The 22,790-nt window shown below is 64.2% G+C and carries 24 protein-coding genes; 11 read left to right on the top strand and 13 right to left on the bottom strand.

Features of this window, described 5'->3' with window-relative positions:
* Positions 1 to 53: 53 nt before the first annotated feature.
* The 3 genes from SBA_RS10460 to argC are packed head-to-tail and all read left to right on the top strand — an operon-like array spanning position 54 to position 2,258.
* Positions 54 to 449, top strand: a complete 396-nt coding sequence (locus SBA_RS10460; RefSeq protein ID WP_224545785.1) for a MarR family transcriptional regulator — start codon at positions 54 to 56, stop codon at positions 447 to 449.
* Positions 409 to 1,317, top strand: a complete 909-nt coding sequence (locus SBA_RS10455; RefSeq protein ID WP_261934370.1) for a C40 family peptidase — start codon at positions 409 to 411, stop codon at positions 1,315 to 1,317. Before SBA_RS10460 ends, SBA_RS10455 begins: the two co-directional genes overlap by 41 nt.
* A complete protein-coding gene (gene argC, locus SBA_RS10450) occupies positions 1,314 to 2,258 on the top strand; it encodes an N-acetyl-gamma-glutamyl-phosphate reductase (RefSeq protein ID WP_261934369.1) in 945 nt (314 codons plus the stop codon). The genes SBA_RS10455 and argC overlap by 4 nt, the downstream gene beginning before the upstream one ends.
* 15 nt (positions 2,259 to 2,273) lie before the next feature.
* On the opposite strand, the gene SBA_RS10445 is transcribed toward argC, so the two are convergent.
* On the bottom strand, positions 2,274 to 2,483 hold the full coding sequence (locus tag SBA_RS10445) for a hypothetical protein (protein ID WP_224545780.1): 210 nt from the start codon (positions 2,481 to 2,483) through the stop codon (positions 2,274 to 2,276).
* 260 nt (positions 2,484 to 2,743) lie between these two features.
* On the opposite strand from SBA_RS10445, the gene SBA_RS10440 reads away from it, so the two are divergent.
* Together SBA_RS10440 and SBA_RS10435 are read left to right on the top strand one after the other, a co-directional pair.
* Positions 2,744 to 2,917, top strand: a complete 174-nt coding sequence (locus SBA_RS10440) for a hypothetical protein (RefSeq protein ID WP_224545778.1) — start codon at positions 2,744 to 2,746, stop codon at positions 2,915 to 2,917.
* A 51-nt stretch (positions 2,918 to 2,968) separates the two neighbouring features.
* Positions 2,969 to 4,294, top strand: a complete 1,326-nt coding sequence (locus tag SBA_RS10435) for a PQQ-dependent sugar dehydrogenase (RefSeq protein WP_261934368.1) — start codon at positions 2,969 to 2,971, stop codon at positions 4,292 to 4,294.
* A 40-nt stretch (positions 4,295 to 4,334) separates the two neighbouring features.
* On the opposite strand, the gene SBA_RS10430 is transcribed toward SBA_RS10435, so the two are convergent.
* Positions 4,335 to 5,153: an ATP-binding protein gene (locus tag SBA_RS10430; protein ID WP_261934367.1), complete on the bottom strand. Its 819-nt coding sequence runs from the start codon at positions 5,151 to 5,153 to the stop codon at positions 4,335 to 4,337.
* A 143-nt stretch (positions 5,154 to 5,296) separates the two neighbouring features.
* On the opposite strand from SBA_RS10430, the gene SBA_RS10425 reads away from it, so the two are divergent.
* The gene (locus SBA_RS10425) at positions 5,297 to 6,250 is read left to right on the top strand and encodes an L-threonylcarbamoyladenylate synthase (RefSeq protein ID WP_224545772.1); all 954 of its coding nucleotides are present in this window, start codon (positions 5,297 to 5,299) and stop codon (positions 6,248 to 6,250) included.
* 109 nt (positions 6,251 to 6,359) lie between these two features.
* Here the strand turns inward: SBA_RS10425 and SBA_RS10420 are convergent, their stop codons facing one another.
* From SBA_RS10420 to SBA_RS10390, 7 genes are all read right to left on the bottom strand, one after another.
* Positions 6,360 to 6,623, bottom strand: coding sequence for a hypothetical protein (locus SBA_RS10420; protein ID WP_261934366.1), 264 nt, complete (start codon positions 6,621 to 6,623; stop codon positions 6,360 to 6,362).
* Positions 6,624 to 6,719: 96 nt separating this feature from the next.
* A complete protein-coding gene (gene msrA, locus SBA_RS10415; RefSeq protein ID WP_224545768.1) occupies positions 6,720 to 7,253 on the bottom strand; it encodes a peptide-methionine (S)-S-oxide reductase MsrA in 534 nt (177 codons plus the stop codon).
* Positions 7,254 to 7,293: 40 nt separating this feature from the next.
* Complete coding sequence (locus SBA_RS10410; protein ID WP_261934365.1) at positions 7,294 to 9,000, bottom strand: long-chain-fatty-acid--CoA ligase; 1,707 nt, start codon at positions 8,998 to 9,000, stop codon at positions 7,294 to 7,296.
* 137 nt (positions 9,001 to 9,137) lie between these two features.
* Positions 9,138 to 9,821 (bottom strand): DUF1013 domain-containing protein, encoded by a 684-nt coding sequence (locus tag SBA_RS10405; protein WP_224546264.1) that lies wholly within the window; start codon positions 9,819 to 9,821, stop codon positions 9,138 to 9,140.
* 144 nt (positions 9,822 to 9,965) lie between these two features.
* On the bottom strand, positions 9,966 to 10,994 hold the full coding sequence (locus SBA_RS10400) for a glycosyltransferase family 4 protein (RefSeq protein WP_261934364.1): 1,029 nt from the start codon (positions 10,992 to 10,994) through the stop codon (positions 9,966 to 9,968).
* Between the two features lie 108 nt (positions 10,995 to 11,102).
* On the bottom strand, positions 11,103 to 11,975 hold the full coding sequence (locus tag SBA_RS10395) for a UDP-2,3-diacylglucosamine diphosphatase (RefSeq protein ID WP_261934363.1): 873 nt from the start codon (positions 11,973 to 11,975) through the stop codon (positions 11,103 to 11,105).
* Between the two features lie 415 nt (positions 11,976 to 12,390).
* Entirely contained in the window at positions 12,391 to 13,395 is a 1,005-nt protein-coding gene (locus SBA_RS10390) for an NAD(P)H-quinone oxidoreductase (RefSeq protein ID WP_261934362.1), read from the bottom strand.
* 103 nt (positions 13,396 to 13,498) lie between these two features.
* Here SBA_RS10390 and SBA_RS10385 point away from each other — a divergent pair, with 103 nt between their 5' ends.
* Together SBA_RS10385 and clpA are read left to right on the top strand one after the other, a co-directional pair.
* Complete coding sequence (locus SBA_RS10385) at positions 13,499 to 13,696, top strand: DUF1192 domain-containing protein (protein WP_261934361.1); 198 nt, start codon at positions 13,499 to 13,501, stop codon at positions 13,694 to 13,696.
* Between the two features lie 153 nt (positions 13,697 to 13,849).
* Positions 13,850 to 16,183, top strand: a complete 2,334-nt coding sequence (gene clpA, locus SBA_RS10380; protein ID WP_224545756.1) for an ATP-dependent Clp protease ATP-binding subunit ClpA — start codon at positions 13,850 to 13,852, stop codon at positions 16,181 to 16,183.
* Positions 16,184 to 16,325: 142 nt separating this feature from the next.
* Here the strand turns inward: clpA and SBA_RS10375 are convergent, their stop codons facing one another.
* The gene (locus SBA_RS10375; RefSeq protein ID WP_261934360.1) at positions 16,326 to 16,748 is read right to left on the bottom strand and encodes a hypothetical protein; all 423 of its coding nucleotides are present in this window, start codon (positions 16,746 to 16,748) and stop codon (positions 16,326 to 16,328) included.
* Between the two features lie 130 nt (positions 16,749 to 16,878).
* Between SBA_RS10375 and SBA_RS10370 the strand changes: the two genes are divergently transcribed.
* Both SBA_RS10370 and SBA_RS10365 read left to right on the top strand, forming a co-directional pair.
* Positions 16,879 to 18,120, top strand: coding sequence for a hypothetical protein (locus SBA_RS10370; RefSeq protein ID WP_261934359.1), 1,242 nt, complete (start codon positions 16,879 to 16,881; stop codon positions 18,118 to 18,120).
* Between the two features lie 69 nt (positions 18,121 to 18,189).
* On the top strand, positions 18,190 to 18,819 hold the full coding sequence (locus SBA_RS10365) for a glutathione S-transferase family protein (protein ID WP_261934358.1): 630 nt from the start codon (positions 18,190 to 18,192) through the stop codon (positions 18,817 to 18,819).
* 125 nt (positions 18,820 to 18,944) lie between these two features.
* On the opposite strand, the gene SBA_RS10360 is transcribed toward SBA_RS10365, so the two are convergent.
* Positions 18,945 to 19,679 (bottom strand): Bax inhibitor-1/YccA family protein, encoded by a 735-nt coding sequence (locus SBA_RS10360; protein WP_224545747.1) that lies wholly within the window; start codon positions 19,677 to 19,679, stop codon positions 18,945 to 18,947.
* A gap of 123 nt (positions 19,680 to 19,802) precedes the next feature.
* Here SBA_RS10360 and thpR point away from each other — a divergent pair, with 123 nt between their 5' ends.
* Positions 19,803 to 20,360 (top strand): RNA 2',3'-cyclic phosphodiesterase, encoded by a 558-nt coding sequence (gene thpR / locus SBA_RS10355; protein WP_261934357.1) that lies wholly within the window; start codon positions 19,803 to 19,805, stop codon positions 20,358 to 20,360.
* A gap of 90 nt (positions 20,361 to 20,450) precedes the next feature.
* Here thpR and SBA_RS10350 read toward each other — a convergent pair whose 3' ends face one another.
* Positions 20,451 to 20,987 carry a superoxide dismutase family protein gene (locus SBA_RS10350; RefSeq protein WP_224545743.1) on the bottom strand — a complete coding sequence of 179 codons (537 nt, stop codon included), beginning with the start codon at positions 20,985 to 20,987 and terminating at the stop codon, positions 20,451 to 20,453.
* A 621-nt stretch (positions 20,988 to 21,608) separates the two neighbouring features.
* A complete protein-coding gene (locus tag SBA_RS10345) occupies positions 21,609 to 22,661 on the bottom strand; it encodes an OmpA family protein (protein ID WP_224545742.1) in 1,053 nt (350 codons plus the stop codon).
* Positions 22,662 to 22,790 lie beyond the last annotated feature (129 nt).

Here is a 22,790-nt window from a genome sequence, read left to right as displayed (position 1 = left end):
GATTGCGTCGCGTCCGTTACGCAACCGGATTGGGAATCGTGCGTTGAGGTGACATGAACGCGCTCTCCGCCACCGACATCGACCGCCCCGGGCTGCAACCGCTGGGCCAGTGGATGCGCACGCTCGTCGACTATGTCCGATCGGGCAAGCCCGACCTCACCAACCGCCAGATGGCCCTGATGATGACCGTCTATATCGGTTCCGGCCCGCATACGGTGCGCGGCCTGGCCGAAGCGCTGCATGTGTCGAAGCCGGTCATCACCCGCGCGCTGAACAAGCTTTCGGCGCTCGGCTACCTCCGTCGGGAGCGCGATGTGGCGGACCGTCGCAATATTTTCATCACCCGGACGCCAAAAGGCGCGGAATTTCTTGACGCCTTTCACCATTTCATCGCAGGAACCGCGCGCGATGAACGGCACAATTACACCCCTGCGGAACGGACCGCCTGAACGAACCCGCTTCGAGCTTGACGGCCGTTCGGTAGCGCTTGACCGCCGCATCCATGCGGCGCGGGGCGATCTCGCCGATCTGGCGCTCGCCGGCGTCCTCTTTTCCGCCCATTATGCGCGCGCGGTGCCCCTCACCTGCGTCGCGCCCGGCACCGGTATATTTTCGGCCGCTGCATCGACTTCGGAGGCCATCAGCGAGTTGCTGCGCGGCGAAATCTTCCATGCGCTCGACGTGATGACCGACTGGGCCTGGGGCTTTTGCGGCCACGACGGCTATGTCGGCTATATCCGCCGCGATGCGCTCGATGTGCTGGAAACACCCAGCCACCGCATCATCGTGAAAAGCGCCCCGCTGTTCAGCGCGCCGGACATCAAGTCGCCGATCGCCGACCATTGGCCGGGCGGCGCGTTGTTTTCCGGAGAGGTCCAGGGCGGCTTCGTCGCCTGCGCCGAGGGATTCATCCATGTGCGTCATGCCGAACCCGTCGAGGCGAAGCCGGCCGACTGGGTTGCCGTGGCCGAACGCTATCTGGGACAGCCCTATATATGGGGCGGACGCGGCCATCGCGGCATCGACTGTTCTGGCCTGGTGCAGGTCGCCCTGGGCCAGGCGGGGATCAGCGTCCCGCGCGACACCGACCTGCAATGCGAAGGCATCGGTTCGCCGATCGACAGCGATGCAGCGCTCAAGCGCGGCGATCTGGTCTTCTTCCCCGGCCATGTCGGCATCATGACCGACGCCAGAACCCTGCTGCACGCCAATGCCCATTGGATGACCGTGGTGAAGGAGCCACTGGCGGACGTCGTCGCCCGACTGGCCGACGCGCACCCGCAGCCGATCATCGCCCGGCGGAGGATCAGCGCATGAGCATCAACGTCTTCATCGACGGCGGTCACGGCACCACCGGCATCGAGATCGCCGACCGGCTGGCGGGTCGCCCCGAATTGTCGCTGATCACCGTGCCGGAAGACAAGCGCAGGGATGCCGGCGCGCGCCGCGATGCGCTCAACGCCGCCGACATCGTCATCCTCTGCCTGCCCGACGACGCCGCGCGCGAAGCGGTATCGCTGATCGACAATGATCGCACCCGCGTCATCGACGCATCGACCGCGCATCGCGTGGCCGATGGCTGGACCTATGGCTTCCCCGAGCTGGAACCGCACCATCGCGAAGTGCTGGCCAACAGCCGCTTCGTCGCCAATCCCGGCTGCTGGCCGACAGGTTTCCTGGCGTTGGTCCGCCCGCTGGTGTTGACTGGCTTGCTCCCGGCCGACTGGCCGGTGACGGTATCAGGCGCATCGGGCTACTCTGGCGGTGGCAAGGCAATGATCGCGGATTATGAGGGCGCCGACGGCGCACCCAGCGCCTTCCGTCCCTATGGCCTGGCCCTGGGCCACAAGCATGTACCGGAAATGACCCGCTATTCGGGCCTGACCCACCCGCCGCTGTTCGCGCCCGCGGTGGCCAACGCCTATCGCGGCATGATCGTGGAAGTGCCGTTGCAGTTGCGGGCGATGCCGGGCGTGCCTGCGCTGGCCGACATCCATGCCGCTCTTGCCGCCGCTTATGCCGGGTCGCAAATCGTCAGCGTGGCATCGCTGGAGGACAGCCTGAGCATCGGCCAGGTGGCGTTGGAGCATGTCGGCGCGACCGACCGGCTGGCGCTCTTCGTCTGCGGCAGCGCCGACAGCGGGCAGGCCCGGCTGGTGGCGGCGCTCGACAATCTGGGCAAGGGCGCGGCCGGCGCGGCGGTGCAAAATCTCAACATCCTGGCAGGCCTGCCCGAAACTGCGGGCCTTCGGTTGTAACTGCGACCGTGGATTTTAGTGGATGGTGCCGAGCGGCTGGTCATAGGTCAGCAGCACGATGAGCCGCTCGATCTGGCGCCAGTGACAGAAATGAATATGGTTGCCCTGATCCAGGCTGCGGTCGGCGCGCGCCGCAGCCTCATAGCCGGCATTGTCGCCGAAAGCCGCCATCAGCTCGGTCGCATCCTCATAGCTCTTTCGGTTCGAAAGATATGGCAACTGCATTGCAACCCCCGATTATTCTTGGCGACCTTATTATGGCAACCACCATTCAATCGCCGTGCCATTTCAATGCTTTGACGCGAGCGGCCGGTTTGAAGGGTGAATCCCGCATTAGCGAAGTCCCGTTATGGACCATGAGTCCCGCAGCGGGACGATCCTTCCCGAAACGGGCCTTCCCGAAACGGGCCTTCCCGAAATGGAGCGGTGCCGACGCGCGGCCAAAGCCGCTAGCCTTGTCGCGCGGTCCATGGCAAGGGGCAGCCATGACCAAGGAGACGAAAAACCCGACCGGCGCTGGCGCAATCATCGCCTTCCTGATCCTGGCCGGCACGATCGGCGGCGGCCTGCTGGGCCAGCCCAGTATCGGCCTGCTGGCGGGCGCGGGCGCGGGCGTGGTGATCGCCATCCTGCTCTGGCTGCGCGAACGCCGCAAATAAGGCGCAAACGCCGCCTTGCCCGCCGCCCTGCCTCCGCATAGATGTGGGCGCATGAAGAAGCATATCATCGCCCTTGTCGTCATCGCGCTCCTGATCGCGGGCGGCGTTTTCCTCTACCTTGCCCAGGGCAATACCGCCGAACTCCCACCGGGCGCGGATACGGGTCGCGAGCCGGTGTTCACCACCCCGCGCAACGAGATGCTGCCGACGGTCAACATCGCCGAGGTCAAGCCGTGGCGCGGCGATGAAAAGCCCGTCGCCGCCAAGGGGCTGAGCGTGGCACGCTATGCCGATGGCCTGGCCCATCCACGCTCGCTGTTGCGGCTGCCCAATGGCGATGTGCTGGTGGCTGAAACCAACAGCCCGCCGCGGCCCAAGGGCGGGATCGTCAGCCGGGTGATGAGCTATCTGATGGACAAGGCGGGGGCCGGCGTGCCGTCGGCCAATCGCATCACGCTGCTGCGCGACGTCGATGGCGACGGGCGGGCGGAAACCAAGACCGCTTTCCTGACGGGCCTCAATTCCCCCTATGGCATGGCGCTGATCGGCGACACGCTCTACGTCGCGAACACGGACGCGTTGCTGGCCTTCCCTTACAAGGCAGACGATATCAGGATCACCGCCAAGGGTCGCAAGATCATCGACCTGCCTGCGCAGGCGCCCAACCAGCATTGGACCAAAAGCCTGACAGCCAGCCCCGAAGGGTTGCTCTATGTCGGTGTCGGCTCCAACAGCAATATCGCCGACAATGGGCTGGAGGTAGAGAAGGGGCGCGCCCTCGTCCTCGAAGTCAATCCCAGGACCGGCTATAAGCGCATCTTCGCATCGGGCCTGCGCAATCCGGTAGGCCTCGCCATCGAACCCAAGAGCGGCGCGCTGTGGGGCGTGGTCAACGAGCGCGACATGCTGGGCGGCGATCTGGTTCCCGACTATCTGACGCGGGTGGAGTTCGGCGCCTTCTACGGCTGGCCCTGGAATTACTGGGGCGGCTATGAGGATCGCCGCGTCCAGCCGCAGCGCCCGGAAATCCGGGAATATACCCACCGGCCCGACTATGCGCTGGGCAATCATGTCGCGCCGCTGGGCCTGACCTTCGCCGACAAGCTGCAACTGGGCGCGCCCTACACCGACGGGGCGATCGTGGGCCTGCACGGCAGTTGGAACCGCAAGCCGGCGGCGGGCTACAAAGTGGTCTATGTCGGCTTCGTCGATGGCGAGGCGGGCAAGGCCAAGCCTGTAGACCTGCTGACCGGCTTCCTCGACAAGAATGGCGCTGCGCATGGCCGGCCGGTCGACGTCACCGCCGACGCCAAGGGCGCGCTGCTGGTCAGTGACGATGTCGGCGGCGTGGTCTGGCGAGTGACGAAGGCGCAGTGATGGCAATCATCCGTTCGCTTCGAGCGAACGGATGCAGGCTTTACACGCTCAACCCGTTGCGCCCGGCCAGTTCGACCACATATTGCCAAGCGACACGGCCCGACCGGCTGCCGCGCTGGGTCGCCCACTGGATCGCCTCCAGCGGGTCGAACGCCAAGCCCAGCTTGTTCGCATAGCCGCCGACGATCGCGACATAGGCATCCTGATCCAGCGCATGGAAACCGAGGCTGAGGCCGAAGCGGTCAGACAGCGCCATCTTGTCGTCCACGACATCGCGCGGATTGATGGGATCGTCCTGTTCCGACAGGTGCCGCGGCACGATATGGCGGCGGTTGGACGTCACATAGAGGCGGACATTGGCGGGCCGCGCCGCCGTTCCCCCCTGCAACAGTGATCGCAACGCCCGCGCATCGCCGACGCCCTGCTCCTCGAATCCCAGATCGTCGAGGAACAGGATGAAGGGCCGCTGCGTGGCGCGCAACAGAGAGAAGAGCGCGGGCAGGCTCGCCAGTTCATCGATCGCGCATTGCATCAGGGCGATATCCTGCCCCTCCTGCTGCAACAGCCCGACGACGGACGCGACCGCGGCCGACTTGCCCGTACCCCGCGCGCCCCATAGCAGCACGTCATGCGCGGCATGGCCGGCGGCATGACGGCGGCTATTGTCCAGCAACGCTCCCTTCTGCGCGTCGATCCCGGTCAGCAACGCATAATCCACCGGCGCGAACGCCTCCACCCCATGGATCGCCCTCCCGTCCCAGACATAGGCGGGAGAAGCGTTCAGATCGGCCGAGGAAGGGGGCGGCGGCGCGAGCCGTTCCAGCGCTTGCGCGATGCGGGTGAGAAGTGCGTCGGTCATGGCGCGGACTTAACCGCCGATCCACGACGCCGCAAGCGTCCGCGCGATTGGTTCGCGCCTGTCGCCACCAGGTCGCGACCATGTCATTTCCCTGACGCAATGGCCTTTTACTTGCCCAAGGCGGGGTCTATATCGCAGGGGTCGTGACTATCGCTCATCCATCATTTTCGACCAGATCCTGCCGCTATGGCACCGAAGCCCTGCGCGAGGCGGCCTTGCTGATCCGTGCGGGGGAGCCGGTGGCAGTGCCGACCGAGACGGTCTACGGACTGGCCGCCGACGCCACCGACAGCAATGCCGTCGCCGCAATCTACAGCGCCAAGGGACGGCCCAGCTTCAATCCGCTGATCGTTCATGTCGCCGACCGCGCCATGGCGGAGCGGCTGGCCGATTTTTCGCCCGTCGCCAGCGTTCTGGCCGACCGCTTCTGGCCGGGTCCGCTGACCTTGGTGTTGCCGGTGCGCAGCGACAGCGGCCTGTCGCCGCTGGTGACAGCGGGGCTGCCGACGGTCGCGCTGCGCCTGCCCGCTCATCCGGCGATGCGCGCGTTGATCCGCGAAAGCGGCTGTCCCCTCGCCGCGCCTTCCGCCAATCGCAGCGGTTCGATCAGCCCGACCTGCGCCGAACATGTACTCGCCAGCCTGGGTGGCAAGATCCGGATGATATTGGACGAAGGGCCGACGAGCGAGGGGCTGGAATCGACCATCGCCGCGCCCGCAGAGGATCGCGTCCGCCTGCTGCGCCCCGGCCCTGTCACGACTGCGATGCTGGAAGAGGCGACCGGACTGCCGGTGATCGTGACCGATGACGGCAAGATCGAGGCGCCCGGCCAGCTCGAAAGCCATTATGCGCCGTCCAAGCCGGTACGCTTGAACGCACTCCGGGCGGAAAAGGACGAATATCTGATCGGCTTCGGGCTGATGCCCTGCCATATCAACCTCAGTCAGGAGGCGGACATGCGCGAGGCTGCGGCCCATCTGTTCGCCGCGCTGCATTTCGCCGATGCCAGCGCCGCGACCCGCATCGCCGTGGCGCCGATCCCGCCCGACGGCATCGGCGCGGCGATCAACGACCGACTGCGCCGCGCCGCGGCGTGATCCACCGCCTAGCTGGTCGCGTCTGGTAACGCCATTTTGGGCCACTTCCCCGCCCGCAACACATATCCACCGCCCTGTTTCACACGGCAGCAATCCGCGTTCATTCCAGTCAACCGCAATTATCGTAGCCGGCCTCGCGGCACTGTTTGCGCCGTACCTGGTCCGCCTTCTTGCGCTCCTTGCCCTCGCGCGCTTCCTGCTTGCGCATCTTGCGGCCATAATTGCGGTCGGCTTCGCTCTGGCTGGTTGTCGACCAGTCCACGACCTGAGCTCCCGCGCGCACGGGCGCCGTCACGACGCTCGCGACCGTGCGCACGCACCCCGGCAGCGCCAACAGCAAAAAGGGCGTCGCCAGCAAAACCAACTTCTTCATCGTCCATCCCCGACTGTGCGTTCGCGCTTCCCTAGCATAGGCGACAGGAACCGCCCACCAAGGACGGCGCGAAACGCGACAGGCCGTGGCGAATGATCAGCCATCGATCCGGGCGGCGAAGCCCTTGCGCAGCTTGGCGAGCTTGGGTGGGATCACCGCCATGCAATAGGGGTTCCGGTCGCCGACCCGGTCCCAATATTTCTGGTGATAATCCTCGGCCGGATACCAGGGCGCGTCCGGTTCGATCGTGGTGACGATCGGGTCGCTCTGGTCCGCCTGCGCCCGGCCTATGCCCGCGCGCGCTTCCGTGTCCTGGCTGGTCGAATGGGGAAAGATGGCCGACCGATATTGGGTGCCGACATCATTGCCCTGACGGTTCAAAGTCGTGGGATTATGGGTGGCGAAAAAGATGTCGAGCAGATCGGCATAGCTGATGACGGCGGGGTCATAGGTGATGCGGATCGCCTCGGCATGGCCGGTAGCGCCCGAACAGACCTGTTCATAGGTGGGATCGGGCTGCGCCCCGCCGATATAGCCGCTTTCCACGCTCTCCACGCCTTTGAGATTCTGATAGACCGCTTCGGTACACCAGAAGCAGCCACCGGCCAGCGTCGCGATTTCCTGCGCCATGTTCATTCCTTATCTGTGGTCGCCCCTCAGATAGGAAGGATCAGGCCGCGGTTCCAGCCTCCGCCCGTGCCGCATCCGCCTTGGCCCGCTCTTCGGCCACCAGTTCCTTGCGCGACAGCTTGCCGACCAGCGTCTTGGGCAGGTTCAAGCGCACCTCTACCTCGCACACCCGCTCATGCTTGCCCAGTTGGGGGTTGAGCCAGTCCTTGAGCGCCGCGCCGTCGATCTCCGCGCCTTCGTTCAGGGTTACGAACGCCTTGGGCTGCTCGCCGCGATAATGGTCGGGGATGCCGATCACCAGCGCCTCCTTGACCGCGGGATGGTGGTAGAGAACCGATTCCACCTGGCTGGGAAACACCTTGAAGCCACCGACCGCGATCATGTCCTTGAGCCGGTCCACGATCTTCACATAGCCGTCCTCGTCGATCAGGCCGACATCCCCGGTGCGGACATATTCGCCGACAAACACTTCGGCATCGGCGTCGGGCCGGTTCCAATAGCCCTTCATGATCTGCGGCCCGGCGAAAAGCAGTTCGCCCGGCTCGCCTTCGGGCGGCGGGCGGGTCGGGTCTTCGCGATCGACCAGCTTGACCCGTGTCCCCGGCACCGGCTGGCCTACCGTCCCGCTCTTGTTCAGCCCCTCATAGGGATTGGTGCAGACGATCGGGCTGGTTTCGGTCAGGCCGTAGCCTTCGATCAGACGCGCGCCGGTCGCCGCCTCGAATTTCTGCTTCAGCTCCAGCGCCAGCGGCGCGCCGCCCGAAATGCAGGCGCGCAGCGAGGAAAAATCGATATTGCGGATGGCGGGATGGTCCAGCAGCGCCTGGAACATGGTCGGCACGCCGGGCAGCGACGTCGCCTTGACCCGCTGCACCGCCGCCAGCACCTGCGCCGCGTCGAAGCGTGGCAGCATGACCATCTCGCCGCCATTCACCACCGTCCGGTTGAGCGTGCAGGTATTGGCGAAGACATGGAAGAAGGGCAGCACCGCGATGATCCGGTCCGGCTCGTTCGCATGCGGATCGATCGCCTGCGCCTGCCGCGCATTGGCGGTGAGGTTCTGGTGGGTGAGCATCGCGCCCTTGGGCGTACCGGTCGTCCCGCCGGTATATTGCAACAGCGCCACGTCATTGACCGGGTCGATTTCCGGCACGGTGCAGCCCCCCGCATTGGCGATCAACTGGTCATAGCGCATCACCCGCGGATCGTGCGGCAAGGGCGTGGACTCGCTGGCCTTGAACCAGCGGAACAGCAGCGACTTGACCGGCGACAGCATCTCCGCGACCGAACCGACGACCAGCGTTTCCAGTTCGCTATGCTCCAACACCTCCAGCGCGGTGGGCAACAACGCCTTGGCCGACAGGGAGAAAAGGATTTTCGTGCCGCTATCGGCAACCTGATGCTCCAGTTCGGCGGCGGTATAGAGAGGGGAGAAGTTGACGACGATCGCGCCGGCCATCAGCGCGCCATAATAGGCCGCGACATAATGCGGGGTGTTGGGCAGATAGAGGCCGACCCGGTCTCCCTTCTTCACGCCCATGCCCTGCAAGCCACAGGCGATGCGGCGAATCTGTTCCAGCATCGCGCCATAGCTGAAATGCCGCCCCATGAAGTCGATCATCGGGGCATCGGGATGCGCCTTAACGCTATGAGTCACCATCTCGCCCATCGACAGCGGTGGGAATGTCTGGTCCCAGGCCGTCGGGTGCTGGTACCGCTCTCTCCAGGTTTTTTCCATGCTCTCCATGGCTTGAAGTGTATGGACATGTCCCGCTTTACGCAAGCGTCAAGCACAGCAAAAAGGGCCGCGCAGCATCAGCCGCGCGACCCCGAAAAATGCTGCGTCGCAGCGACTTAACCCAAGTCGCCGATGACGCTACGGCATCACACCTCGCCCTTGTTGCTGCTGAACGGATCGAGGATGGTGGCCGTGCTGGAAATCAGGTCGGCCTCGGTCTTCAACGCCTCTTCGGCACGGCGAACAGTCTCCTGCCGCTCGCGACGCAATTCCTCGATCAGCGCTTCGCGATCGCCATCCAGGCGCGAATCGGTGGGCGCCTCGATACCCGCCTTCTTGGCCGCCTTGGCAACCAGCCCGTCCAGCTCGCGCTGCGAACACAGGCCCAGCGTCACAGGATCTTTGGGGGTGATGTTGGAGATATTCCAGTGGGTGCGATCGCGGATCGCGGCGATGGTGGTGCGCGTGGTGCCGATCAACTTGCCGATCGCGCCGTCCGAAATCTCCGGATGATGACGCAGTATCCAGGCGATGCCGTCCGGCTTGTCCTGACGCTTGCTGACGGGCGTGTAGCGCGGCCCCTTGGTGCGGCGGACAGGCTCCGGCCCCTTCAGCATCTTGAGCCGATAGTCGGGATTGTTCTCGCCCTTGTGGATTTCTTCCATGGTGATTTCATGGGCGCGTACCGGATCGCGGCCGGTATATTTGATGCTGGCGGTGTCGTCGGCGATAGCCTGCACTTCCAGAATATGAAGCCCACAGAATTCCGCGATCTGGTCGAAGCTCAGAGCGCTATTGTCGACCAGCCAGCTGGCGGTCGCGTGAGGCATGAGGGGCTGGGACACGGGGTCTTCTCCGGCGTAAAAACGATAAGGGCCGCCCAAGCAGGGCGGCCACGACGGATCAGAGATAGAACATCCCGCTGCGTGCGGCAACAAAATCCTTGGGAAAAGCATCGCCCCCCGGGAATAGCGTCAGGCAGCGCTTTCGATCAGTGTCGCCGGGATCGCGTGCAGGCCCTCCAGAAACTCGCGCGCGCTGCGCTCCCAACTGAAGCTCTGTCCATAAGCGGCGCAGGCGGCGCGATCGCACGACAATGCGGCGGCGATCGCCTGCCCCAGATCTTCCGACAGCGCTCCGCTGTCCGCCGTCACGATATCGATTGGCCCGGTGACCGGATAGGCCGCAACCGGCGTGCCGCAGGCCAGCGCTTCGATCATCACCAGCCCGAACGTATCGGTGCGGCTGGGAAAGACGAACACATCCACCCCGGCATAGGCGCCCGCCAGCGCCGCGCCGAACATCGGCCCCAGGAAGCGGGCCTGCGGATAGGCACGCTCCAGCGTCGCGCGCACCGGCCCGTCGCCGACAACGACCTTGGTGCCGGCATGATCCGTGGCGAGGAACGCCTCCAGATTCTTCTCCACCGCGACCCGCCCGACATAGAGCATGATCGGGCGCGGCAGGTTCGCGAACGCTTCGGGCGGCGGTGCATCGGGGGTGAAGGCGGCCAGATCGACCCCCCGCCCCCATGGCCGCACATTGGGCACGCCATGGGCGCGCAACTGGTCGCGCACAGATCGGGTCGACACCAGCACCGCCTGCGCCGGCCCATGGAACCAGCGGATATATCGCCAGAACCAGGCCGCAGGCAGGCCGGTGCGCTGTGCGACATAGTCGGGAAAATGGGTGTGGTAGGCGGTGGTGAACGGCACGCCGCTGCGCAGGCACCAGCGCCGCGCCGCCAGGCAGAGCGGCCCTTCCGTCGCCAGATGCACCGCATCGGGCTGGAACGCGGCGATCGCCTGCCCCACCACGGTCGACCGGACCAGCGCCAGCCGGATTTCGGGATAGGTCGGGCAGGGAATGGAGCCATAGAGATCGGGCGAAATGACCTCGACCACATGCCCCATCCGCTCCAGTTCGGCGCGGATCGTCTGGAGCGTGCGCACCACGCCATTGACCTGCGGACTCCAGGCATCGGTGACGATCGCTATGCGCATGGGGATCATTCCTTATTCACCTACGGCCGTTCGTGTCGAGCGCAGTCGAGAAACGGTTAGCGCATCCCTTGCGATGCTCGACTGGGTACGAAGCAGTCAGCCATCATATCAGGCCGCCATCCGCGCCCGCGCGTCCTGTTCTTCCTGCTCGCGCCTGGCGATCTCGTCGGCCCAGTGCAGCACTTCCATCCGCCCGTCGCCATGTTCCACCAGCGCCGTGCAACCCTCGACCCAGTCGCCGTCATTATAATAGTCGATGCCCTCTATCTCGCGCATCTCGGCATTGTGGATATGACCGCACACCACGCCATCGACTCCGCGCGCGCCGGCCTCATGCGCCACCACTTCCTCGAAGCGGGAAATGAAGGACACGGCGTTCTTGACCTTGTGCTTGGCCATTTTGGAAAGCGACCAATAGGGCAGTCCCATGCGCTGGCGCACGGCATTGACCACGACATTGAGCCGCATCAGCGTCGTGTAGGCCGCGTCGCCGACGAAGGCCAACCAGCGATGCGCCAGCATGATCGTGTCGAACTCGTCGCCATGCAACACCAGCAGCTTGCGCCCGTCCGCGGTCGTGTGGATCGCCTTGCGCCGGATTTCGACGCCGCCAAAGCTCATGCCGGTGAACTGGCGGAACATCTCGTCATGATTGCCGGGGATGTAGACGACCCGCGTGCCGCGCTTGGCGCGCTTCATCAGGCGCCAGACCACGTCATTATGGCTGGCCGGCCAGTAGAAGCGCTTCTTGAGGCGCCATCCGTCGATGATGTCGCCCACCAGATAGATGGTGTCGCTGTCCACAGTGTCGAGGAAGTCGATCAGCATCGCGGCATTGCAGCCGCGCGTGCCGAGGTGAATGTCGGAAATCCAGATGGTGCGATAGCGGCGCCGCTGCCCTTCCCGCTCAGGGATATGGAAACGGTCGTCCGCGCCCTCTTCCAACTCGCTCAGGAAGGGCAGGCGGGTAATGGCGTTCATGATACGATCCCCAAAGACCAATGTCCTCGGGAGCGAATCCTTAAGCGCGCAATGTTACAGTTCCGAAGAGAATATGACGGAAATGCTACGGTTTGCGGGGGTTAACCGGAGGAGCGCGCCTCATTTCATTCGTCATGCTGAACTTGTTTCAGCATCCATCGCGCGGCACCAACCTTCCCTCGATTTGGCAAAATGGACCCTGAGCCGAAGGCCAGCGCAGCTAAACAAGTTCAGGGTGACGTTTCCCTTTTATCATCCGCAGCATGAGGACGTCGGCTCACGACTTTTGGCTCATCGGGATCAACATATCCCTTACACTCGCAGGCGGTGCACCACATTTCACCGTCACCATCCCAGTGATAACCGATGAGATGTCCGCAACGCTTACAGCCTTCGGGTTCGCTAATGACCCCCATCAAACCACCAGCACGATCTTCCCGAAATGCTCGCCCGCATCCATCCGCGCATGGGCCTTGGCCGCATCCGCCAGCGCGAACTTCCGGTCCATCGCCGGGCGCAGCTTCCCCTCGCCCACGAAAGACCACACCGTCCGCATCAGTTCGTCCGCAACCAGGCTCTTGAAACCCACCGACCGCGCCCGCAGCGTCGATCCGGTGATGGTCAGCCGCTTACTCATGATCGCCGGGATGAAAATCTCCGCCTTCGCCCCGCCCAGCACCGCGATCGACACATGCCGTCCATCCTCGGCCAGACAAGCCAGGTTGCGCGGCACATAATCGCCGCCGACCATGTCGAGCACCGCCTGCACCCCCTGCCCGCCGGTGATCGCCTTCACTTCCTCGACATAGTCCTGCGTCTTGTAATTGACCGCATGGTTCGCGCCCCATTCCACCGCCTGCGCGCACTTCTCGTCCGACCCACAGGTCACGATCACGCGCACGTCGAACAGGTTGCACAGCCGGATCGCCATGGTGCCGATGCCGCTGGTCCCGCCATGGACCAGCACCGTGTCGCCCCCCACCGCATAGGCGCGCTCGAACAAGTTGGTCCAGACGGTGAACAGGGTTTCGGGCAGCGCCGCCGCCTCGGCCAGATCATAATCGTCGGGCAACGGCAGGCATTGCCCCGCCGGCGCCACCGCATATTCGGCATAGCCTCCACCTGCCAGCAACGCGCACACCTTCTGCCCCACCAGCTTATCCGCGCCGCTGCCGGCCGCCACGATGGTCCCTGCTACTTCCAGTCCCGGAATGTCCGAAGCGCCCGGCGGCGGCGGATATTTGCCCTGCCGCTGCAACACGTCGGGCCGATTGACGCCCGCGGCCCCAACCTTGATCAGTACCTCGCCCTCGCCCGGCACGGGCACCGGCCGCCGTTCCGGCACCAGCGCTTCCGGCCCGCCCGGCGTGACGATCGCGATCGCCGTCATCTCGCCCGGTACTGCGCCCACATCCGCCATGTTACTGCCCCCGGTCGTTAACCATGTTGCGCCGCACCAAAAATCGACGGACGGAACCTGCGCCCTTATTGACAGAGTGGCCCGCAGGGTCAACATTGGCGTCATGGACTTGGATGACGATCTGCCGAACAAGGGAGATGATCCGCTGGCCCGCCTGTTGAGGCAGGATCTGGGGCCTTTGTCCGTTGCCGAACTGGACGCCCGCATCGTCGCTCTGGAAACGGAAATCGCGCGCACCAGATCGATAAAGGAAAACGCCGTTAACCATAAGGCAAGTGCCGAGGCGTTATTCAGGCGATGAACCCGCGCCTCGCCCCCTGCGCCCTTAAGGGCTCCATAGGGCTTGGGCAGTCAGGCAATTCCGCTGGTCGGGGCTGCGGCCTTGATCCGGCGTCGAGCAATGCCGACATATGGTTCGATACCGCTCCTTTTTGGGGCCAGGAGTAGAACAGACATGCCTTCATTCGCACCCGCTCTTGAAACCACCTTGCACAACGCGCTGACGCACGCGTCGGAGCGCAAGCATGAATATGCCACGCTGGAGCATCTCCTCCTGGCACTGATTGATGACGAACATGCGTCAAAGGTGATGCAGGCGTGCGGCGTGGAGCTGGGCGAACTGGGCGACGCCGTCACCCATTATCTCGACACCGAACTCGACAGCCTGAAGGTGGAGGGGTCCAGCGACCCGTCCCCCACCAGCGGTTTCCAGCGCGTGGTCCAGCGCGCCATCCTGCACGTCCAGTCGTCCGGCAAGGATGAAGTGACGGGCGCCAACGTGCTCGTCGCGCTCTTCTCCGAACGCGAATCCTATGCCGTCTATTTCCTGCAACAGCAGGATATGAGCCGCCTCGATGCCGTGAGCTTCATCAGCCATGGCGTCGGCAAGGGCACGCCCGCGCCCGAGCGTCAGGAGACCAAGGGCGCTTCCGAGGAGGAAAAAAAGGTGCAGGACGGCAAGGGTAAGAAGGATAGCGCCCTCGAACAGTTCACCGTCAACCTCAATGAGAAAGCGGGCCGTGGCAAGGTCGACCCGCTGATCGGCCGAACCGCGGAAGTGGATCGCACGATCCAGATCCTGTGCCGCCGCTCGAAGAACAACCCGCTCTATGTCGGCGATCCGGGCGTGGGCAAGACTGCGATCGCCGAAGGTCTGGCGCGCAAGATCGTGGAAGGCGAAGTCCCCGACGTCCTCAAGGAAGCCGTCATCTACTCGCTGGACATGGGCGCGCTGCTGGCCGGCACCCGCTATCGCGGCGACTTCGAGGAACGGCTGAAAGCGGTCGTGACCGAACTGGAAAAGATGCCGCACGCGGTCCTCTTCATCGACGAGATCCACACCGTGATCGGCGCGGGCGCCACCAGCGGCGGCGCGATGGATGCGTCCAACCTGCTGAAACCTGCTTTGTCGGGCGGCACGATCCGTTGCATCGGCTCGACCACCTATAAGGAGTTCCGCAACCATTTCGAAAAGGACCGCGCCCTGCTGCGCCGGTTCCAGAAGATCGACGTGAACGAGCCGACGATCGAGGATACGATCAAGATTCTCGCCGGCCTGCGCACCGCGTTCGAGGAGCATCACCACGTCAAATATACGCCGGATGCGATCAAGGCGGCGGTGGAGTTGTCGGCGCGCTACATCAACGACCGGAAATTGCCCGACAAGGCGATCGACGTAATCGACGAGGTCGGCGCGATGCAGATGCTCGTGGTGCCCTCCAAGCGCAAGAAGACCATCACCCCCAAGGAGATCGAGCAGGTCATCGCGACCATGGCCCGCATCCCGCCCAAGACGGTATCGTCCGACGACAAGACCGTGCTGAGTTCACTCACCACGGACCTTAAGCGTGTCGTGTTCGGCCAGGACAAGGCGATCGAAGTGCTGTCGTCGGCCATCAAGCTGTCGCGCGCGGGCCTGCGCGATCCCGACAAGCCGATCGGCAACTATCTCTTCTCCGGCCCCACCGGCGTCGGCAAGACGGAGGTGGCGCGCCAGCTCGCCTCGATCATGGGCATCCCGCTCCAGCGCTTCGACATGTCGGAATATATGGAACGCCATTCGGTCAGCCGGCTGATCGGCGCGCCTCCGGGCTATGTCGGCTATGACCAGGGCGGCCTGCTGACCGATGCGGTCGACCAGCAACCGCACAGCGTGCTGCTGCTGGACGAGATCGAGAAGGCGCATCCCGACCTGTTCAACATCCTGTTGCAGGTGATGGATAATGGACGCCTGACCGATCACCACGGCAAGACCGTCGATTTCCGCAACACCATCCTCATCATGACCACCAATGCCGGTGCGTCGGACATGGCGAAGGAAAGCATCGGTTTCGGCGAGTTCACGCGCGAGGATGTCCAGGAAGACGCGGTGAAGAAGCTCTTCACTCCCGAATTCCGCAACCGCCTCGATGCGATCGTGCCGTTCGACTATCTGCCGACCGAAGTCGTCGCCCGCGTCATCGACAAGTTCGTGCTACAGCTTGAGCTGCAACTGGCCGACCGCGACGTCCACATCACCCTGGACGACGACGCCAAGGCCTGGCTGACGAAGAAGGGCTATGACAAGCTGTACGGCGCCCGACCGATGGGCCGTTTGATGCAGGAAAAGATCAAGCAGCCGCTGGCCGAGGAACTGCTGTTTGGCAAGCTGGTCCATGGCGGCGAAGTCCATGTCCATATGAAGGAAGATGCCGACGGGGTGGGGGCGCTCGCCTTCCAGATCACCCCGGCCGCCCCCAAAAAGGGCAAGAAGGGCGGCAAGGCCAAGGCATCGGAAGGCACGAAGTAAGAGCCTTCACACGCGATGACGAAAGGGCGGCCCGCGAGGGTCGCTCTTTTCGTATGAAAACCCTTCTCCCCATGGGAGAAGGATATGTAGCCTTGGCAGCTTGCCGCCTAGGCGAAGTCGGAAGAGGGTGAAGCGGCGGCAATCACAATTGCGGCTTCAATGCCTCTACATGAACCACCTGCCGCCCCTCCAGCATGACCACATGGTCCATAAACAAACGGCCGGATTGCTGCCCTCGCCACACTTCTCTGCAAACCCAACCATGCGCCCAGCGATCCCCCGTCAATCCTTGCATGGCGACCACACAAAGCCGATCGTCGGCGATTTCCCACAGACCGGAAAACGAACTCGGCCCTCTGTTGTAGCGCGTGCCCCGCCATCGCCCGTCGTCGCGAAATTCTTCTTGAACGCCCGTATCCGTCCAGCCCGGCCGCTCATAACGGACCATATGCCCCACCAATGCGGATCGAATGTCAGAGGCGTTCAGTCTGGCCATCCGGTCGGCGGCGGCGCAGGCAGCCTGCGCCATCGCCATGATCGCGACCGCAATCGAAAATTTCATCATGGGCGTCTCACGGTATCTTCATGGGAGCAGCTTACCAACTCCCCCCTCCCCCGTCCCCTGAATCTCTGCTACGTTCCCCTTCCCAGAAAAAAGGTCGCATCTCTTCCGTAACGATCAAGGAACAGATGTTGTGCGCAAACTCCTGACTTCGCGCCCCGCTCGCGGCGCATTTCTGCTTGCATCCTTCACCCTCCTCGCCGCCCCTGTCCCCAGCCAGCAGGCATCCGGCCCCATTGCCCGCTACACGATCGACGCCGGCACCATGTCCGGCATGGCCGCCATGGCGGGTGGCGGCGGCGGCATGGGCGCGGCCATGAGCATGATGATGGGCGGCGGCCGCAACCAGCCACTCCACGAACTCGTCCTGCGCCTCGGCTCCACCCGCGCGCCCGCCAGCGGCGCGCCCGCCGCCGATCATTTCATGCCCGCCGGCGCAGGCCTCGGCGCCTCCGTCCCGCTCGTCACGCCCCGCATCGTCCCCAGCGACGATCAGCCCATGCCGGGCGAGCGCCCCAAGGGCCGGCTGCTCCTCTTTTGGGGCTGCGGCGCCACGCCTGGTGCGGGCCAGCCGGTCGTGATCGACTTCGCCAAGGTCGCCAAGGGCCAGATGCCGCCCGGCCTCTACATGAGCGGCGCATCGATTCCACAGGAATGGCAAATCCGCGCCTCCAACAGCAAGACCTATGGCGACTGGCCCAACAGCCAGACGCGCAAGACCGTTCCCGCCAATGCCTCCCTGCTCGGCGACCATCGTATCAGCGGCAATTACAGCCCCGACATCGCCTTCAACCTGAAGCAGGACTTCATGCCCGCCATCACCGGCACCGCCCGCGCGATCGCCGGCGGCGCGACGATCCTAAGCTGGAACAGCCTGCCGCAGGCGACCGGCTATTACGCCTGGACCTTCGGCGCCAAGGAGAATGGCGACATGGTCTGGTGGGCCTCCTCGGCGACCCAGGCATTCGGTGGCCCGGTGTGGGACTGGATGTCACCCGCCGCCGTGCAGAAGATGATCGCGCAGAAAATCGTCATGCCGCCCAGCCAGACCAGTTGCACCGTCCCCGCCGCCGTCACCCAGGCGGGCGGAGAGATGCTGATGGGCAGCCTCTACGCCTATGGCCCAGAGGCCAATTTCACCTACCCGCCCCGCCCCGCCGACCCCAAGGCCGTATGGAAACCGGAATGGATCGCCCGCGTCCGCTATCGCGCCAACACCATGTGGATGCTGAACGGCCCGGACATGGGCAGCATGATGGGCCAGGCTGGCGATAACGGGGACGATGCACCGACCCAGCAGCAACAAAAGAAAAAGAAAAAATGTGGCGGCGGCCTAGGCGGGATGCTCGGCAGCGCCATGGGCGTGGGCTGCTGACCCAGAAAGAGGGTGGCGCCTGCCCGTCGCTTGCGCCACCTTCATCGCCTCGATTCAGGAGAGAAGCCGATGCCCTCTGACCTCATTTTCTACACCAACCCGATGTCGCGCGGGCAGATCGTCCGCTGGATGCTGGAGGAGGTCGGCCAGGCCTATGACACGGTGATCCTCGATTATGCCGCGTCGATGAAGGCGCCCGACTATCTGGCGATCAATCCAATGGGCAAGGTGCCCGCCATCGTCCATGACGGCCGGGTCGTCACCGAATGCGCCGCCATTTGCGCCTATCTTGCCGATGCCTTCCCGGCCGCGCACCTCGCCCCCGCGCTCGACCAGCGCCATGCCTATTATCGCTGGCTCTTCTTCGCCGCTGGCCCGGTCGAGGCCGCTGTGACCAACAAGGCGCTGGGCTTCGTCGTTCCCGAAGGCCGCGAGCGCACGGCCGGCTATGGCACATTTGAAGATACGATAGCCGCCCTCGAAACGGCGGTCGCGGGCGACGCCTGGATTTGCGGCGACCAGTTTACCGCCGCCGATGTCTATGTCGGCTCGCAGATCGACTGGGGCCTGAGCTTCAAGTCCATCCCCTCCAGCCCCGCCCTGGAATCCTACGCCGCCCGCCTGCGCGAGCGCCCGGCCTACAAGCGGCAGAAAGAGATCGACGGCGCCCTCATCACCGAAATGCAGAAACAGGGCTGAGCGCGCGCCTCGCTCCCTTCCCTGACGGGGGTCGCCAGCGAAGCGAACGTCCCGATTTTTTCACAACAAAAAGGCCCGGCGAATCGCTCCACCGGGCCTTTTGATCGGGCTTCACGCCATAGCGATCAGCGGCGATCGCCGAACAGGCGCAGCAGGAACATGAACATGTTGATGAAGTCGAGATAGAGGTTCAGCGCCCCCATCACCACCGACTTGCCCATCATGTCCGTGCCCGCGACATGGGCATAGATGCTCTTGATCTTCTGTGTGTCATAAGCGGTCAGGCCGGCAAACAGCAGCACGCCGACGCCGCTGATGACCAGGCTCATCGCATTGGACTTCATGAAGATGTTGATCAGGCTCGCCACCAGCAGGCCGACTACGCCCATGATCAGGAAAGTGCCGAAACCCGACAGATCCTTCTTGGTGGTGTAGCCCCACAGGCTGAGCCCTGCGAAGGCCGCCGCGGTCGCGAAGAAGGTCTGCGCGATCGACGTACCGGTATAGGCCAGGAAAATATAGGATAGCGACACGCCCATCACCGCGGCATAGGCCCAGAACAGGCCCTGCGCAGCGACCGTCGACAAGCGATTGATGCCGAAGCTCAACACCATCACGAACAGCAGCGGCGCGAACATCACGATATATTTCAGGATGCCGGGACCGAAGAACACCGCTTCAGCCATGCCGCTCGACGCGAACAGCAGCGCGACGACGCCCGTCAGCAGCACGCCGCTCGCCATATAATTATACACCGACAGCATATAGCTGCGCAGCCCGGCGTCGAACGCCTCGCCGCGCGCAGCGGTGGCGCCGCCAAAGCCCGCAATGTCGGAACGGGGGTCGGACCAGTTGGCCATGAAAATCATCTCCTTCACCGGCACGCTTTGCCGATATCTCCATTATCGGCGCATCGGCCGCGTGATTCAAGCCAAACCGGCACGGCCGGTGACGGATCGTGTCGATCGCCCTATATCGGCCCCATGCATCGCCTGTTCGTCGCCATCCGCCCGCCCGCCGATCAGCGCGCGAATCTTCTTTCCTTGATGGACGGCGTTGAAGGCGCGCGCTGGCAAGGCGACGATCAACTGCACCTGACGTTACGCTTCATCGGTGAAGTCGACCGCCACCGCGCCAACGACCTCGCCGACGCCCTGGGCGCGATCCGCTTCGCTCCGTTCGACGTACATCTTTCGGGCGTCGGCGCGTTCGACCGCAAGGGCGTGGTCGATACGCTCTGGGCCGGTGTCAAACCGCGCGATCCCCTGGCGGCGCTGCATCGGAAAATAGATCGCGTCTGCGTTTCGGTCGGCCTGCTACCCGAAAGCCGCGCCTATCTGCCCCACGTCACCCTCGCCCGCTTCGGCCGGGCGGGCGGACTGATTGCTCCCTTTCTCGCCCGCCATGCCGCCCTGACCGGCGCGCTCTTTCGGGTCGATCGCTTCACCCTGTTCGAAAGCCGTCTCGGTCAGCAGCGCGCGATCTATCAGGCGATAGCGGATTACGCCGACGACGGCGCCGCGCAACCATCGCTGGACTGATCGTCCGATATCGAAAAGGCGCCCCGAAACCCAAAGCCCGAAGCGCCTTTCGAAAGCCTCATAACGTCAACCGCACAGACGGCGCGGCGGTCAGCCCGCCGCCAGCACGCCGCACGCCACGCGGCCACCGGCATTGCCGGCCGGATCGCTCATATTGTCGTCGGCTTGCGCATGCACGACCACCGCCGCGCCGTCGGTGTCGAGCAAAGGCGTCGCGCCTTCGCTGATCGCCGCGCCGGCGATATGATATTCGATCGCCCCGGTGCCATCCGGGCCTACCGTCATATTGGGCATGTCGCCCATATGCATGCCGGCGGGATTATCCTTGCCATGCTTGCGCGCGGTCGGGTTCCAATGGCCACCCGCGCTCGCGAAGTCGGGCGCAGCGCACTGGCCCGTGGTATGGATATGCACGGCGTGGATGCCAGGGGTCAGCCCCATCGCTTTGACCACGACGTGCAGACCGTCGCCCGCCTGGATCACGGTCGCCGTCCCGCGCGCAGTCCCGTCGGCCGCCGCCAGCTTGGCCGAAGCGGTCGGCGCAGCGCTGGGCGCGTCCGATGTGGTGGCGCAGGCGGATGCGGCCAGAACGATCGGCAAGGCGGTGAGAAGCGGAAGAATTTTCATGGATAGCTCCCAGGAAGGGCAAGATAAGGCGCTAACGCCGCTGAAGCGCTTTTGTTGCCCATCCGGATCGATTTGTCACCGTTCTTTTGATAAGCTTTCGCAAGAAGGCAATCGATGTGTATCTATCGCCCGTTGATCGCTGTCGACCGCATCTTTCTTACCGGCGCATCGATGCCGGGCGGACGGCGTTTCGTGGCGCACGGCACCCCGCCTATCGATCGTCAGGCTCGATGACATGGAAAGCGGACGGCTTGCTATACTGCGCCGCGTCGCGCGCAACGCGGGATGGCGACGCAGATGATCTGTGCGCCATGCTCTCTGGTGTTCGCCCAAGGGACCGGCGCGTCCATCGCGCAGGCTCGCTATTCGCCGCCGCATGTCCCAGCACCGTGCCGTCATTCATCGTCGGGCCTTGAAGCCCCGGCCATCGCCGCGCTGTCTGTCAATCCACGCGCGACAGTGAAGCACCCCGCCACCGGCTAGGCCTTCCCGACAACGCCTTGGCCCCGTGTGCGATGCCCCGGCGCAACGGACGATCCCTAACCAATCGGCCAAAGAAAAAGGGGCCGGTCCTGCGACCAGCCCCCAATTCTGTTTCCATTCCGAAGAACGGAAATCGGCTTACATGCCCGAACCCGGACCGTAGCTGATTTCCACGCGACGGTTCTGGACTTCGCGAACGCCGTCCGCGGTGTCGACGCGCGGCTTCGATTCACCGAAGGCCTGGGTGGTGATGACACCATCAGGGATACCCTTCGAGGCCAGATAGGCCTTGACCGAGTCAGCGCGGCGCTGCGAGAGGCCGACGTTGTAGGAAGCGGCACCCGAACGGTCAGCGTGACCGGCCAGCATGACCTGAGCGCTGCCGCAGCTGCTGTAGGCCGAAACCGCGTTGTCCAGAATGGTGGCGGCGTCAGGCGTGATGTCCGACTTGTCCCATTCGAAGAACACGATGTACGGGCCAGGGTTGCATTCCGCAACCGGCGGCGGGGGCGGCGGGGGCGGAGGAGGCGGCGGGGGCGGGGGCGGCGGGGGCGGCGGCGGAGCAGCCGGTTCGCCGCCGAAGTTGTAGGTCAGACCCAGCAACAGGCTGTGCGTACGCAGCTTGGTGTTGATGGTGTCGCCTGCAACGGCCAGGCCCGTGGTGTATGCCGGGATGACCTTGATATCGTCCTGATTGAAGAAACGATACTTCAGCGAAACGTCGACATTGTTGGTGACCGGGTAACGAACGCCCGCGATCGCCTGCCAGGCGAAACCGGTGTCGCTGTCGTTGACCAGATCGGTCGCCAGCTTGCCGCGCGAAACGCCGACACCGCCGCCGACGAAGCCCTGCAGGCCATCATCGGGACCGAAGTCGAGCAAGCCGTTCAGCATGAACGAGAGAGCCGAGGCTGCGCCGCCGAAGCCGCTCTTGTCCAGATCGACCTTGGCGCGCTTGTAAGCGGCTTCGGCTTCCAGACGGAAACCGCCGAAATCATAGCCGATGTTGGCGTCGAAATCATAACCCTTATGATAATCGGCGGTGGTGACGGCGGTCGACGATTCAATATCCTGGTCTTCGACGAGCAGGACGCCGGCATCGACGCCGACATACCAGCTATTGTCACGCGCCATGGCCGGGGTGGCCAGGACGGTGGTCGCAAGCGCAGCCGCGAGGGCAAGCTTCCGCATTTGAATTCCCCTTTCAAGAGTGTCACGAAGGACTGCTGAAACCCTGTATTCGCAAGAAGGTTTCATGGCAAGTCCACAATTAGTGAAACCGTTGCAAAAATAACGCACTAGCCCGGCTTTCACAGCTTT

The sequence above is a fragment of the Sphingomonas bisphenolicum genome, assembly GCF_024349785.1.
GTDB lineage: Bacteria > Pseudomonadota > Alphaproteobacteria > Sphingomonadales > Sphingomonadaceae > Sphingobium > Sphingobium bisphenolicum.
Note: the sequence above shows the minus strand (reverse complement) of the source record. Positions and strands in the feature narration are given on the sequence as shown.